The 13,772-nt window shown below is 74.2% G+C and carries 13 protein-coding genes; 6 read left to right on the top strand and 7 right to left on the bottom strand.

The window, feature by feature from the left end; translation table 11 throughout:
• Nucleotides 1–51: 51 nt before the first annotated feature.
• On the top strand, nt 52–543 hold the full coding sequence (locus tag KGD83_RS10970; protein ID WP_212643669.1) for a GbsR/MarR family transcriptional regulator: 492 nt from the start codon (nt 52–54) through the stop codon (nt 541–543).
• An 84-nt stretch (nt 544–627) separates the two neighbouring features.
• On the opposite strand, the gene KGD83_RS10965 is transcribed toward KGD83_RS10970, so the two are convergent.
• Genes KGD83_RS10965 through KGD83_RS10950 form a run of 4 tightly spaced genes read right to left on the bottom strand, consistent with a single transcriptional unit; the run spans nt 628 to nt 4,574 of the window.
• Nucleotides 628–1,410 (bottom strand): ABC transporter ATP-binding protein, encoded by a 783-nt coding sequence (locus KGD83_RS10965; protein WP_249352270.1) that lies wholly within the window; start codon nt 1,408–1,410, stop codon nt 628–630.
• On the bottom strand, nt 1,407–2,513 hold the full coding sequence (locus tag KGD83_RS10960) for a FecCD family ABC transporter permease (protein ID WP_394358104.1): 1,107 nt from the start codon (nt 2,511–2,513) through the stop codon (nt 1,407–1,409). The genes KGD83_RS10965 and KGD83_RS10960 overlap by 4 nt, the downstream gene beginning before the upstream one ends.
• A complete protein-coding gene (locus tag KGD83_RS10955) occupies nt 2,510–3,535 on the bottom strand; it encodes a FecCD family ABC transporter permease (RefSeq protein ID WP_212643667.1) in 1,026 nt (341 codons plus the stop codon). The genes KGD83_RS10960 and KGD83_RS10955 overlap by 4 nt, the downstream gene beginning before the upstream one ends.
• A 7-nt stretch (nt 3,536–3,542) precedes the next feature.
• The gene (locus tag KGD83_RS10950) at nt 3,543–4,574 is read right to left on the bottom strand and encodes an iron-siderophore ABC transporter substrate-binding protein (RefSeq protein ID WP_212643666.1); all 1,032 of its coding nucleotides are present in this window, start codon (nt 4,572–4,574) and stop codon (nt 3,543–3,545) included.
• Nucleotides 4,575–4,863: 289 nt separating this feature from the next.
• Here KGD83_RS10950 and KGD83_RS10945 point away from each other — a divergent pair, with 289 nt between their 5' ends.
• Nucleotides 4,864–5,088, top strand: coding sequence for a hypothetical protein (locus KGD83_RS10945; RefSeq protein ID WP_212643665.1), 225 nt, complete (start codon nt 4,864–4,866; stop codon nt 5,086–5,088).
• Between the two features lie 311 nt (nt 5,089–5,399).
• A complete protein-coding gene (locus KGD83_RS10940; RefSeq protein ID WP_212643664.1) occupies nt 5,400–6,206 on the top strand; it encodes a cyclase family protein in 807 nt (268 codons plus the stop codon).
• A gap of 11 nt (nt 6,207–6,217) precedes the next feature.
• On the opposite strand, the gene KGD83_RS10935 is transcribed toward KGD83_RS10940, so the two are convergent.
• The gene (locus KGD83_RS10935; RefSeq protein WP_212643663.1) at nt 6,218–7,438 is read right to left on the bottom strand and encodes a PP2C family protein-serine/threonine phosphatase; all 1,221 of its coding nucleotides are present in this window, start codon (nt 7,436–7,438) and stop codon (nt 6,218–6,220) included.
• Between the two features lie 95 nt (nt 7,439–7,533).
• On the bottom strand, nt 7,534–8,820 hold the full coding sequence (gene clpX, locus KGD83_RS10930) for an ATP-dependent Clp protease ATP-binding subunit ClpX (RefSeq protein WP_212643662.1): 1,287 nt from the start codon (nt 8,818–8,820) through the stop codon (nt 7,534–7,536).
• 330 nt (nt 8,821–9,150) lie between these two features.
• On the opposite strand from clpX, the gene KGD83_RS10925 reads away from it, so the two are divergent.
• Genes KGD83_RS10925 through KGD83_RS10915 form a run of 3 tightly spaced genes read left to right on the top strand, consistent with a single transcriptional unit; the run spans nt 9,151 to nt 12,445 of the window.
• Nucleotides 9,151–10,236: an AAA family ATPase gene (locus tag KGD83_RS10925; protein ID WP_212643661.1), complete on the top strand. Its 1,086-nt coding sequence runs from the start codon at nt 9,151–9,153 to the stop codon at nt 10,234–10,236.
• On the top strand, nt 10,233–11,657 hold the full coding sequence (locus KGD83_RS10920; RefSeq protein ID WP_212643660.1) for a vWA domain-containing protein: 1,425 nt from the start codon (nt 10,233–10,235) through the stop codon (nt 11,655–11,657). The genes KGD83_RS10925 and KGD83_RS10920 overlap by 4 nt, the downstream gene beginning before the upstream one ends.
• Nucleotides 11,654–12,445, top strand: a complete 792-nt coding sequence (locus KGD83_RS10915) for a hypothetical protein (RefSeq protein ID WP_212643659.1) — start codon at nt 11,654–11,656, stop codon at nt 12,443–12,445. The genes KGD83_RS10920 and KGD83_RS10915 overlap by 4 nt, the downstream gene beginning before the upstream one ends.
• Nucleotides 12,446–12,567: 122 nt before the next feature.
• On the opposite strand, the gene KGD83_RS10910 is transcribed toward KGD83_RS10915, so the two are convergent.
• Nucleotides 12,568–13,650 (bottom strand): TetR/AcrR family transcriptional regulator, encoded by a 1,083-nt coding sequence (locus tag KGD83_RS10910; RefSeq protein ID WP_212644373.1) that lies wholly within the window; start codon nt 13,648–13,650, stop codon nt 12,568–12,570.
• Nucleotides 13,651–13,772 lie beyond the last annotated feature (122 nt).

Raw genomic sequence — 13,772 nt, 5'->3', positions numbered from 1 at the left:
GCCCTCGGTCAGGGCCCGGAACGCCCCGGGTCAGGCGCTATCGTGGCCCCCATGGCGGAGAGCACGCAGACGGACGAGGACACGCAGTTCCGCGACGACTTCGTCGGGCGCTTCTCCCAGTACTGGCAGTCGCAGGGCCGACCCCGCGCGGAGGGCCGCATCGTGGGTTACCTGCTCGTGGCCGACCGCGAGGCGGTGAGCGCCGAGGAGATCGCCGACGGCGCCCGGGTCAGCCGCGGGACGGTGTCGCAGTCGGTGCGGCGCCTGCGCGAGATGGGCTTCGTGGAGCTGGTCCCCTCCCCCGGGAGCCGCTCGCGGCTGGTCGCCATGGACGAGGACGTCTGGGGCGGGTTCCTGCGCAACGAGCGCTCCTACCTGAGACGGCAGAGGGAGCTCGCGGCGTCGGCGCTGGAGCGCCTGCCCGGCCTGAGCCCGCCCGCGCGCACCCGGCTGCGCAACATGCACGACTACATGACCTGGCTGGACGACTACCACGACACCCTGCTCTCCTCCTGGGAGGAGTACAAGGCCCGGCGGGACTGACGGCTCAGACCCGCCCGTCGCCCGCCACCGCCCGGGAGCCGCTTCGCGGAGGGCGGGACACCCTCGACCGGCGCCCCCGGCGCGTCACACCCTCTCGTGCGGGATGACCAGCGGCGTTCGGGTGCGCGGGTCGGGCACCACGTCGCAGGGCAGACCGAACACCTCCTCCACCAGGCGGGCGGTCACGACCTCCTCCGGGGGGCCGTCGGCGACCACCCTGCCCGCGTCCATCAGCACCAGGCGGGTGGCGAACCGGGCGGCCTGGGCCAGGTCGTGCAGGACCGCGACCACCGTGCGCCCCCGGCGGTGCAGGTCGGCGAACAGCTCCAACAGGTCGTACTGGTGGGCGATGTCCAGGTAGGTGGTGGGCTCGTCCAACAGCAGGACGCCGGTGTCCTGCGCCAGGACCATGGCCACCCAGGCGCGCTGGCGCTGGCCGCCCGAGAGCGAGCCCACCTGGGTGTCGGCCAGGCCGGTCAGCCCGGTCAGCTCCAGCGCGCGGCCGATCGCCGTCTCGTCCTGGGGGCTCCACTGGCGCACCAGCGTGTGGTGCGGGAAGCGGCCTCGCGCGGCCAGGGCACGCACGGTGATGCCCTCGGGGGCGGTCGGGCTCTGCGGCAGCAGCGCCATCTGACGCGCGACCGCCTTGGCGCGCTGGCCGCGCACGTCTTGGCCGTGCAGCAGCACCCGCCCCGACATCGGCTTGTTCACCCGGCCCAGGGCCTTGAGCAGCGTGGACTTGCCGCAGCCGTTGGGGCCGACGATGACGGTGAACTCGCCCTCGGCCACACCCAGGTCGAGGTCGCGCACGACCGGTTCGGCCCCGTACCCCAGGGTCAGGCCCTCCGCGGACAGCACCAGACTCACAGCACACCCTTTCGCCATTCACGAATCAGCAGGTAGCCCAGGTAGACGCCGCCGAGCCCCATGGTGAAGACGCCGACCGGCAGCCCGTCTCCGACCGGGGACTGCTGGACGGCCAGGTCCGCCGCCACCAGCAGCAAGGCCCCGACAAGGGCCGACAGCACCATGTTGGGGCCCGGCACGGCGGAGAGGCGGCGCGCGATCTGCGGCGCGGTCAGCGACACGAACGCGATCGGACCGGCCACGCTCACCGCGGCCGCGGACAGCACCGCCGACAGGCAGACTGCGGCGGTGCGCGTGGTGGAGGCCCGCGCGCCGAGGGCGTCGGCGAGCTCGTCGCCCATCTCGTTGAGGGAGACCGGTCCGGCCAGCGCCGCCACGAACGGCAGCGCCAGCAGCAGGACCGCCCAGATGGTGGTGGCGTGCTCCCAGGAGCGGGCGCCCAGACTGCCGTTGACGTAGGCGGACAGGACGCTGGCCTGGTCGCGGGCCATCACGGACACGACGAAGTGGGTGAAGGCCTGCGCCATGGCGGCCACCCCGATGCCCGCCACGATCAGGCGGCCGGGGTGGCGCAGCCCCGTCCCGGTCACCGCGGTCACGACGACCATGGCCAGCGCGGCGCCGGCCAGGGCGCCCAGCGGCACGGGGAGCACGCCGGGCAGCACCAGGGCGGCGAAGGCCGCGCCCGCCCCGGCTCCGGCGGCGAGGCCGATGACGTCGGGGCTGCCCAGGGGGTTGCGGGTGACGGACTGGAAGAGCGCGCCCGCCAGGCCCAGGGCCGCGCCCGTGCCCGCGGCCACCGCCAGGCGGGGACCGCGCAGCCGTTCGAGCACGAAGGTCTCGGTGGCCTCGCCCCCGCCCGTCAGGACGGCGGGCAGGCGGGTCAGGGGCACGCCGAGCCGACCGAGGGCGAGCGTGGCGGCCGCGGCGGCGACCATCAGGAGCAGGAGTCCGACCGCCCACAGCAGCGAGCGCCGGTGGACGGGCAGCGCGACCGGGCCCAGCCTCAGCACGGGAGGGGAGGCCTTCAGGGGTCGGGCGCGCCCGTGCTCCGGCCGGGCCGGGACCGCCGGGGCCGGGGACGTGCGGGTGGTTCGGGTCATGGGGTACTCCGCATCCTGCGGACCGCGTACAGCAGGACGGGCGCACCGACGAACGCGGTGACGACGCCGACCATGAGTTCGGTGGGACGCACGATGGTACGGCCGACGACGTCGGCGAGCAGCAGCAGGGTCGGGCCCACCAGCAGCGCGAAGGGAACCTGCGCGCGGAAGTCGACGCCGACCAGGGCGCGCACCACGTGCGGCACGGCCAGGCCGACGAAGGCGATGGGCCCGGCGGCCGCGGTGGCCCCGGCGGCGAGCAGGATCCCCGCCACGAGCCCGGCCGAGCGGGTCCACACCGTGTTGGCGCCGGTGGCGATCGCGGCCTCCTCCCCCAGGGCGAGGGCGTTGAGGCCGCCGCAGACCACGAGGGCGAGCAGGACGCCGGCGCCGATGACCGGCAGCACGGACACGATGACCTCGTAGCCGCGCCCGGCCAGGGAGCCGACCACCCAGTAGCGGTAACTGTCGAAGGTCTCGGGCAGGCTCAGGGCCACCGCCTGGACGTAGGCGGTGAGCACGGCGGAGACCACCGCGCCCGCCAGGACCAGGCGGACCATGCCGCCGTCGCCGCCGCGGCTGCCCACCGTGTAGGCGGCCAGCCCCGCGACCAGGGCCCCGGGCAGCGCCCACCAGACCGTCGCGGTGACCGAGGTGGGGCCGAACAGCGCGGTGGCCGTGACCACCGCGGCGGCGGCCCCGGCGTTGACGCCCAGTAGTCCGGGGTCGGCGAGGGGGTTGCGGGTGACGCCCTGCATGAGGGTGCCCGCCAGGGCCAGGGCGGCCCCGGCCACCACCCCCAGGACGGTGCGCGGGTAGCGGCTCTCCACCACCGTGGTGGTGAAGGAGTCCGCCCCGCCGGTGATCGCCGCCCACACGTCGGCGACCGGTGTGGGCCTGCTGCCCATCACGAGGCTGAGCAGGACCGCCCCCGCCAGCGCGGCGACGCCCGCACCGAGCATGAGCGCGGTGCGGGCGGGACGCGTGCGGGGCGCGGCCTCGGTTGTCTTCACCCTGACCATGGAGGGGCTAGTTCCCGATGTTCTGGGCGGCCTCTTCGATCATGGGCACGTAGCGGTCGATGACCCAGGGGACGGTCAGCGGGTTGATGATCGAGGAGGCGGTGACGAAGGAGTTGTCCTCGGAGGCGACCACGGCGCCGCTCTCGACGGCGGGGATGGCCGCGTACAGCTCCTGGGCCTCGATCTCGGCGCGGGTCTCGGGGTCGCTGTAGAACGTGAAGAGCAGGTCGCTCCCGGAGAGCTGGTCGGCGTTCTCCAGGCCGATGAGGGCCGAGTCGGTGCCCTCGGTCTCGGGGAAGGTCTCCACGACCGGGTCGACGGTCAGGCCCATCCCGCGGACCATGGCCACGCGCTGCTCGTCGGGCAGGAACACGCCGAGGGTGCCGAGTCCGTCGGTGTAGACGTAGGAGAAGGTCAGGTCGGCGAACTGCTCGTTGGCCGCCGCGGCCTCGTCGAACTGCGCCTCGATGTCCTGGATGAGGCCCCGGGCCTCCTCGGGCTGGCCGAGCGCCTCGCCGACGATCCCGATCTGCTGGTCCCAGTCAGTGCTCCAGGGCAGTTCGGGATAGGCGACCGTGGGGGCGATGTCGCTCAGGATGTCGTACTGCTCCTGGGTGACGCCGGACCAGGGGGCGAGGATGACGTCGGGCTCCAGTTCGATGATCGCCTCGAAGTCGATGTCGTCGGCGCCGGTGAACTGGACGGGCAGCTCCTCGCCCGCCTCGGTGACCGCCTCGTGGATCCACGGCAGGTAGCCGGTGTCGTCGCTGCCCCACTCGTAGCTCTCGACACCGACGGGCACGACGCCGAGGGCGATGGCGGTCTCGGCGGAGCCCTGGCCGAGGGTGACCACGCGCTCGGGCCGCTCGGGGATCTCGGCGGTGCCCAGGGCGCTGTCGATGCTGACGGGGAACTGGCCGCCGGCGGTGTCGCCGCCGCTCTCACCGGTGCTCTCCTCCGCGCTGCCGCACGAGGTGAGGCCGACCGCGAGGAGGGTGGTGAAGGCGATGCCGCTGACACGGCGAAGGGTGGAGGCCATGCTCACACTGCTTTCTTCGTCATGGGGAGTGGCCGCGCCGTGTTCGGGCGGGCCGTTTCCGCGCATGGGGCGTCCCGAGGGGAAACACGGAGGACAGAACGGGAGGATCCCGGCGAACCAAGGTTAGTCTAACCTCACTCGATTCGGATTTCAAAAGTTCTGAACTCCGGACGCGGACCCCGGCCGCCTCTTCCTGCCCCCGCCTGACGCAGCCTTGACCTGCCATGGAGCTTGTCCGAGACCTCCTCGGGAAGTGCCTCTAGAGGCAACCACCAACGCGAGGAGCACCATGATCGCCAAACTGTCCGAGATGGGCGTCACATCCGAGATGGCCTACGGGGCCGGTTTCGCCTCCATCGGCCTCAGCTTCGTGAGCTGGCTGGTCTCCCTGAAGAAGGAGGAGGACACCGGATTGGACCGCGCCGACCGGTGGGGGATCTTCATCGGCGAGTGGGCGCCCACCTTCTTCGCGGTCGGCGTCGCGCTCCGGCTGGAGGAGTCCAGGAAGAAGTAGGTCCGCGCCGCGGCGTCCGGGGCCCGGGCGCGACGCGGGCGGACGGATCACGCGCCCGGTCGGAGCCGTTCCGGCCGGGCGCGGCGCGTGCACGGCTCCGGCCGGAACCGCGAGCGCACCCGCACCGGTGGGGCGGTCCGCCCACCGCTCCCCCGCCCCTCGCACTCCCCCGCTCGGCCGCCCGGTCCTCCCAGTTGGGCGCTGGCCTCCCAGGGCCGCGGCACGGAGTCGTCCGCAGGAGGCCGGGGACAGGTTGGCGGACTCCGCCGACCGGGCATACGGGAAGCGACGCACACGACGAGGGGGAGCCCATGTGCCTGAACGGAACCGGTGAGACCGTCCGCTCGCGGAGCTGCGAGGCCGGGTCGGAACCCGCCGGACCACCCGGTTCGCCGGGCCGCCCGCGCCCGTGGCCCACGGGCTTTCGCAGGGTGGCCGACCTCAGCCACGTGCTCTCGCCGACGATGCCCTCGTGGGGGGAGGACAAGCCCCGGCGCGAGAGCCTGGGCGACCCGGTGCCCGAGGGCGGGTTCGGCTTCTACCTGCAGCAGTGGACCCTGACCGAGCACTCGGGCACGCACCTGGACGCGCCGGGGCACGTGATCGGCGGCGGGCGGCTGGTCCCCGACATCCGGCCGGACGAACTCCTCGCCCCGGCGGCGGTGATCGACATCCGCGCCCGGGCGGCCGAGGACCCCGACACCACGGTGACGGTGGACGACGTGCTGGCCTTCGAGCGCGCGCACGGGCGGATCCCGGCGGGGGCGGCGGTGCTGATGCACTCGGGGTGGAGCGCCCGGTGGGCGCGGGGCGACGAGGCGGTGCGCGGGGTGGCCGCGGACGGCTCCTGGCACTTCCCGGGGTTCGGCCCCGAGGCCTGCGAGTTCCTGATCGAGCGGCGCGAAGTGGCCGGGGTGGGCGTGGACACGCTGAGCACCGATCCGGGCGAGTCCACCGACTTCCCCGCGCACGAGGTGGTGGGCAGAGCCGACCGCTGGGGGCTGGAGTCGCTGACCGGGCTGGAGCAGCTGCCGCCGAGCGGGGCGCTGATCAGCGTGGGGGTCATGCCCGGCCTGGACGCCTCCGGAGGACCCAGCCGGGTTCTGGCCATGTGGTGAGGCGGCTCCGTTCAGCAGCCCTCGACCCGGGGCATCGCCCCGCCGTCGGGGTGCCACTCCAGCAGCATGATGGTGGCGTCGTCGGTGAAGCTGCCGCGCTGGTGGTCGTGGATGGCGTGGACCAGGCGCCGCAGCGTCTCCGGGGCGGGTTCGTCGGCGGCGGTGGCGCGGATGATGAAGTCGGCGAACCGTTCGAGGCCGAACATCCGCCCCTGGCTGTCGTGCGCTTCGGTCACCCCGTCGGTGTAGAGCAGGATCCGGTCCCCGGGTTCGAGCTGGACCCGGTGCACGGCGCGCGGCTCCGCCTCATCGAGCACGGCGCCGAGCCCGAGCGGCACCTCGGGGGACTGCTCCAGGGCGTCGTCCAGCAGGACTCCGCTCCGCAGGAGCAGGGGCGCGGGATGGGCGCAGTTGACCCAGGCGAACTCCCCGGTGGACAGGTTCAGGGAGGTGAAGACGGCGGTGCAGAAGCGGTCGGGGAGCCAGGAGGTGAGCGCGCCCTCCACGCTGTCGGTGAGTTCGGCGAGGTCGGCGCCGTTGCGCCGGGCGTTGCGGATCCCGGCCATGGCCACGGACGCGGTCAGCCCGGAGGCCAAGTCGTGCCCCATCGCGTCGAGGATGGCGGCGTGCAGGGTGTCCTTGGTGATCGAGTGGTCGAAGGCGTCGCCGCCCAGCTGGTAGGCGGGTTCGAGGACCGCGGTGGACACGCCCCGCGAGGTGCCCAGGGTGCGGGGCGGCAGGAAGGCCCGCAGCATCTCGGTGCGCAGGTCCATCGACTGGGTGCGGGTGTGGCGGACGTAGGTGTCGCTGTAGGCGCGTTTGGAGGTGACGACCAGGGCCAGCAGCGAGGCGAGCGCGTGGCAGCGGCGCAGGGTGGACTCGTCGAGCACGGGAGCGCTGATGTGCACGGCCCCCATGCGGTCGGCGCCGTCGCGCAGGGGCAGCCACAGGCTCAGCTCGCCGTCGCCGCCCTCGACCAGCCGCAGCGTCTCGGAACGGTAGGCCTCCCCGGCCGCGCTGGAGTCGATCTTGAGCGTCTGACCGTCGAGCAGCGGGACGAGGAGGCGCTGTTGCAGGTCGACCAGGTACACGGAGACGTCGCTGAGCCCGATCCGCTCGCCGTAGCGGCCCGCCGCTTCGAGGACCTCGATCGGGGCGCACCCGTGCACGGACCGGACCAGTTCCTCGAACAGCTGCGCGGCCTCGGCGGCCGGGACGGTCGTGTCGTCCATGTGCCCACCTCCCCCAGCAGTCTCACACCGCGGGCTCGGACGCGGGGGTTGCGGCGGGCCGCGTGTCCCGGGGCGGGGCCGGTCTTTACCCGGGGTCAGGCCGAGCGGTCGCGGCGTTCGCCGTCCCGGTCGGAGCGGACGCGGGGGACGATGGTGGGGTTGACGTTGTCGATCACGGTCTCCCGCGTAATGATCACCTGACCCACGTCCTCACGACTGGGCACCTCATACATCACCGACAACAACACCTCCTCGATAATCGCCCGCAACCCACGCGCACCCGTACCCCGAATAATCCCCTGCTCAGCAATCGCGTTCAAAGCATCCGGCGTGAACTCCAACTCCACACCATCCAACTCGAACAACCGCTGATACTGCTTCACCAACGCGTTCCGCGGCTCCGTCAGAATCCGGATCAACGCCTCACGATCCAGATCATGCACACTCGTGATCACCGGCAACCGACCCACGAACTCCGGAATCATCCCGAACTTCAACAGATCCTCCGGCATCACCTCACCGAACAACGCCGAACCACCCAGCTCACCCTTGGGACGCAACACCGCGTTGAACCCCATCCCCTGCTGACCCGTCCGCGACTCGATCAACTTCTCCAACCCCGCGAACGCACCACCACAGATGAACAACACGTTCGTCGTATCGATCTGGATGAACTCCTGATGCGGATGCTTGCGCCCACCCTGCGGAGGCACACTCGCCGTCGTCCCCTCCAAGATCTTCAACAACGCCTGCTGCACCCCCTCACCCGACACATCCCGAGTGATCGAGGGATTCTCACTCTTACGCGCGACCTTGTCGACCTCGTCGATGTAGATGATCCCCGTCTCGGCCTTCTTCACGTCGTAGTCAGCCGCCTGGATCAACTTGAGCAGGATGTTCTCCACATCCTCACCCACATACCCCGCCTCCGTCAGCGCCGTCGCGTCCGCGATCGCGAACGGCACGTTCAGAATCCGCGCCAACGTCTGCGCCAACAACGTCTTCCCCGACCCCGTCGGCCCCAGCAGCAAGATGTTGGACTTGGCGATCTCCACATCCTCCTCGCCCGGACGGTCCCCCTCCGAGCGCACCCGCTTGTAGTGGTTGTACACCGCCACCGACAACGCCTTCTTGGCCTGCTCCTGACCGATCACATACGAGTCCAGGAACTCGTAGATCTCCCGAGGCTTGGGCAGGGAGTCCCAGTCGGCCTCCGAGGGGAGGACGCCCTCCTCCTCTTCCATGATCTCGTTGCACAGGCCGACGCACTCGTCACAGATACAGATGTGGCCGGGCCCGGCGATGAGGCGGCGGACCTGGCCCTGGTCCTTGCCGCAGAACGAGCACTTGAGCAGGGGCCCACTGGCACCGGTGCGTGTCACTAGAAACGTTCTCCTCAAGCGGGCAGCGCCCGGGCGGTTCGGCGGGGTCGCCCCCGAAGCCAGATGATCTCAACATCCGGATTCTCACGGTAACCCCTGCCGGGACGGGCCGCAAAGCAGGTTCGCCCCGCATCCGCGCCCGTACCAGCACCAGCGCCCGCAACCGCGGGGACGGGCCGCGACCCTCCGCCCCGCGCCCGCCCGTCAACTTGTATTGACTTTTTCCATGAGTCAACCTAAGTTGACCCACGAAGGGAGTACACCCTCGCCGCCAGCGGGGACGCGCGCCACACGCCGCCGCGCCCCGCCCGCACACCCCTGGAGGACCGGATGACGTCCCACTCCGCCGTCCGCACGGCGCTCGCCCTCGCCGTCCGCGCCGACCTGCCCGTCCTGCTGTGGGGCGCGCCGGGGACCGGCAAGACCTCCGCGGTGACGGCGCTGGGCCGCGCGCTGGAGCTGCCCGTGGAGGTGGTGGTGGGCTCCATCCGCGAGCCCAGCGACTTCTCCGGGCTGCCCGTCGTCCGCGACGACGGCACCTGGTTCGCTCCCCCGCGCTGGGCCGAGCGCCTGGCCGCAAGGGGCTCGGGCCTGCTCTTCCTCGACGAGCTGACCACCGCGCCCCCGGCGGTCCAGGCGGCCATGCTGCGCGTGGTGCTCGAACGCGCCGTGGGGGACCTCGTCCTGCCCCAAGGGGTGCGCGTGGTCGCCGCGGCCAACCCGCCCGGGCTGGCCGCCGACGGCTGGGAGCTGTCCGCGCCCCTGGCCAACCGGCTCATCCACCTGGACTGGCAGGTCGGCGCAGCCGACGTGGCCGAGGGGTTCGTCCACGGCTTCGCCTCCGGGCCGCACCGGCCAGAGCCGCCCGGCCCCGCGCGGGTGGCCGCCGCCAGGGCGACCGTGGGCGCGTTCCTGCGGGTGCGACCCGAACTCGTGCTGTCGGTCCCCGACTCCCCCGAGCGCTCCGGGCGCGGCTGGCCGAGCCCGCGCAGCTGGGAGATGGCGGCGGTGGCCCTCGCGGCCGGGCGGGCCAACCCCGGCGCGCAGGAGGCCGTGGCGGCCCTGGTGGCCGGGGCCGTGGGCGAGGCCGCGGGCTTCGAGGCGCTGTCGTGGCTGCGCACCCTGGACCTGCCCTCCCCCGAGGAACTGCTCGCCGACCCCTCCACCGCGCTGCCCGACCGCGCGGACCGGCTGTACGCCCTGCTCGGCGCGCTGGCCGCGCACGTGGTCGCCGACGGGGGCACCGAGGTCTGGGAACGGTCCTGGGAGGTCGTGGCCCGGGTGGCGCGGACCGTGCCGGACGTGGCGGCGACCGCCGCGCGCACCCTGGCGGCCGGGCGGCCGGAGGGGGCGGCCACGCCCCGGGCCCTGCTCGACCTGGCCCCGGCCCTGCGTTCGGCGGGGATGCTGCCGTGAGCGCGCGGGATCGGCGGGACCCGACCCTGGACCGGTTCGCTTCCGCGCGGCTGTGGGCGGCGGCCCGCGCCCCGTACCTGGCGCACGCGCTCTTCGCGCTCACCCCGGTGGTCCTGGAGCCGCGTCTGGACGGGGCGGGCGGCGAGCCGGTGGCGGACCCGGACTTTCGTGCCCTGCCCGCCGACACCCGGTGGAACGTGCACCTGGACCCCGGCACGGTGGCCGCGACCCCGGTGGAGGAGCTGGGCTGGTGGCTGCTGCACGGGATCGGACACCTGGTCCGCCGCCACGCCGAGCGCTCACCGGATTCGGAGGGGGCCGCGGGTACGGCCGGGCCGGGGCGGGAGTCCGGTCCGGATTCAGGCGGGGGCGGGGACCGCGACCGGGACGCGCGCCTGTGGAACCGGGCCGCGGACGCCGAGGTCAACGACGACCTGGAGGCCGAGGGGCTGCCCGTCCCGGACGGGGTGCTCTCGCCGCGCGCGCTGGGCCTGCCGGAGGGGCGGATGGCCGAGGAGTACGTGTCGCTGATCGAGGTGCTGGAGGAGGCCCGTTCCCGGGGCGGACGGAGCGTCGCCGACCCGGTGGACTGCGGCGGCGCCGTCCACGGGACGCGGGGGCCGTCGGCGCCGGCGGGGGCCTCCGGCGGCCTGGACCAGCTGGATCGGGACCTGCTGGAGCTGGCGCTGGCAGGGGAGATCACCGCGCGGGCCGCCGGGCGGACCGGGGTTCCGGGCGGGTGGCTGCGGTGGGCGCGGGAGCGGCTGCGCCCGTCGGTGGACTGGCGGGCCAGGCTGGGCGCGGTCGTACGGCGGGGCGCGCACCGGGCCGCGGGCCGGACGGACTTCTCCTACCGGCGCCCGTCGCGCCGTCCCGGTCCCCGGGTTCGCGGCGGCACGGCGGTACTGCCGTCCATGGTCGCCCCGGCGCCGGAGGTGGCCGTGGTGGTGGACACCTCCGGCAGCGTCCCGGACCCGGTGCTGGAGGTCTTCCTGGCCGAGACCGCCGCCGTGCTCGCCCGGGTCTGCGGGCCCGGCCGACGGCTGCGGGTGGTCTGCTGCGACCTGCGCGCCCACCCCGCGCAGACGGTGCGCCGGGCCGGGGAGATCCGTCTGGTCGGAGGCGGGGGCACCGACCTGCGCGAGGGGATCGCGGCGGCGGTGGCGACTAGCCCCCGCCCGGACCTGCTGCTGGTGCTCACCGACGGGCACACGCCCTGGCCGGACCGGCCTCCGGCGGTACCGGTGGCGGTCGGCCTGGTCGGCTGTCCCGCCGCGCCGCCGCCACCGCCGGACTGGGCGCACGTGGTGCCCCTGCCCGCCGACCCCCCACACGGACGGACGGACGCCGGTGCCCACCGCACGGCGCCACCCGCGAACCCGGGCCCCGCCGAGGGCCCCGACGGACGGAGGAGAGCATGAACGTCGCGTTCGACGACCACGAACCCGGCCCCGAGGACCTGCATCTGTGGATCGCGCGCGGTTTCACCGTGGCGGACGCCCGCCGCTGGATCGACGCCGGGTTCGTGCTGGACTCCGCCGAACGCTGGCGCGGCAGCGGTGTGTACCGGCCCGGCCCCGCCCTGGAGTGGCGCGCGGCCGGGATGACCCCGTACACGGTCCGGCCCATGCTCCGCGCGGGGATGACCCCGGGGGACACCGTGCGCTGGCACGAACTGGGCTACTCCCACGCCGAGGCGGCCGAACGGCACCTGGCGGGCGAGCGCCCCCGGCCCCGTCGGCTGCTGCGGGCCCTGTTGCCGGTGCGGCGCGCCCCCGGGCTGGACCTGAGCGAGGGGCAGGCCCAGACCCTGGACGCCCTGCTGTCGGCGGGGGTGCCCGCGGCGACCGCGCGCGCCTACCTGGACACGGGCTGGGACGGCGCCGAAGCCGTGCCGTGGGCCCGCGCGGGGGTGGACCCCGCGCAGGCCCGGGTGTACCGGGCGATCGGGTTCTCCCCTCGGGAGGGCGCGGCGCTGGCGGGGGAGGGCCGCGACGCGCTGGCCCTCATGTGCGCGTGGTGGGACGCGGGCGTACCCCGCGGGGAGGTCGCGGCCTGGGCGGTGGCGGGGTTCGGCTCGGCCGAGGCGGCGCGGGCCCGGGCCTCGGGCACGGGGCCGGAGGGGGCGCGGGTGCTGCGCGCCCTGGGCGGTCGGCCCCCGGCGGCGGAACCGGGTACGGAGGAGGGGCCGGGGACGGAGCCCTCCTGAACCGGTCGGCCGCCGCGGCGCCCGGGGGACCGGCGTCACCGGACAGGTCGGGACCGCCGGACAGGCCTCCCGGTTCGCGGACCGCCTCTCGGGGGCCGACCGGCCCCCCGCCCGAGGGACGTCTACCCGCGGCCCGCCCGCTCGCCGACGAACGCGGAGACGGCGTGGCCCGCGCCGCGGGCGTCGGAGCGGGCTGTGATCCGTCCGCCGACGACGCGGACGGCGCTCTCGGTGGCGTCGCCGACCACGGGCACGCCCGCGGCCGCGGCGATCTCACCGGAGGGGTCGAACACCACGCGCAGGCGCGGCCAGGCCCGCTCGGGGAAGGACCGGCGCAGGCAGCCGCACAGGTCGGCCACGGCCAACCGCGCGAGCGGGGTCAGCTCGTCGGGGTCCCCGGTGACCACCACGGCGGTCACCGGGGAGCCCGCGGGCGCGGAGCGCAGTGCCTCCTCCGCCGCTTCGAGGCGGCGTGTGCCCAGGACCGCCACGGTCCCGTCCCCGGCCAGGGACACGGCGCGTCTGCGGACCGCGTCGAAGGCCTCCGGCGGCGACCACTCCTCGTCGACGGGTACCGCCCGGCGCACGTGCTCCAGGTGGGGCGGCGGCCATGCGTCCTCCAGGTCCAGGTCGGCCAGGCGTTCGCAGGCGCGCACCACCGCGAAGGGGTCCGCGGAGCCGGGCGCGACCCCGACCAGCTGGCCGGTTCCGTACAGGGTGGTGAGCACGGTCCCGGCCACGCGCACCCGGCGCCCGCCGAGGTCGGACGGGGGCGCCAACGCCTCCAGGGACAGGCCGAGCAGAAGCGCGTTCAACCGCATGAGCTGGGCGAAGGCGCTCCGGACCGGCTCGTCGGAGAGGACTTCGGGCGGAAGCGCGGCCCCGGTCAGCGGGGGCTCGCCGGTGCCGGGGAGCCGGGAGGCCCAGGCGCGGGCGAACGCGCCCAGCGCCGCACGGGCGGTGTGCCCCGGTTCGGGGCGGGCGGCGTCGGCGGAGCGCTCGGCGGCGTCGGCCAGCACCGACAGGTACAGGGCGCGCTTGCCGGGGAAGTTGGAGTAGACCGCGCCCCGGGTGAGGTCGACCCGTTCGGCGATACGGTCGACCTTGGCGTCGCGGAAACCGTGCTCGGCGAACTCGTCCCCGGCCGCGGACAGCACGCGCGCCCGGTTGCGGGCCTGGCGCTGCGCCCTGGTGAGCCGGACCATCGTGCTCCCCCTCGCTTCGGCGTCCACCCATCCTAGGGTGGGATGCCCCGAGTACCCGGATGCCCCGGAAATTCCGATGCCCGGCGTATCCGGACACGGGCGGGCCGACCCGGGGGCTCGGA

Origin of the sequence: Nocardiopsis akebiae (genome assembly GCF_018316795.1) — a bacterium.
GTDB classification, from domain to species: domain Bacteria; phylum Actinomycetota; class Actinomycetes; order Streptosporangiales; family Streptosporangiaceae; genus Nocardiopsis; species Nocardiopsis dassonvillei.
The sequence above is the reverse complement of the archived record's forward strand: the minus strand, read 5'-3'. Positions and strand labels throughout refer to the sequence as shown.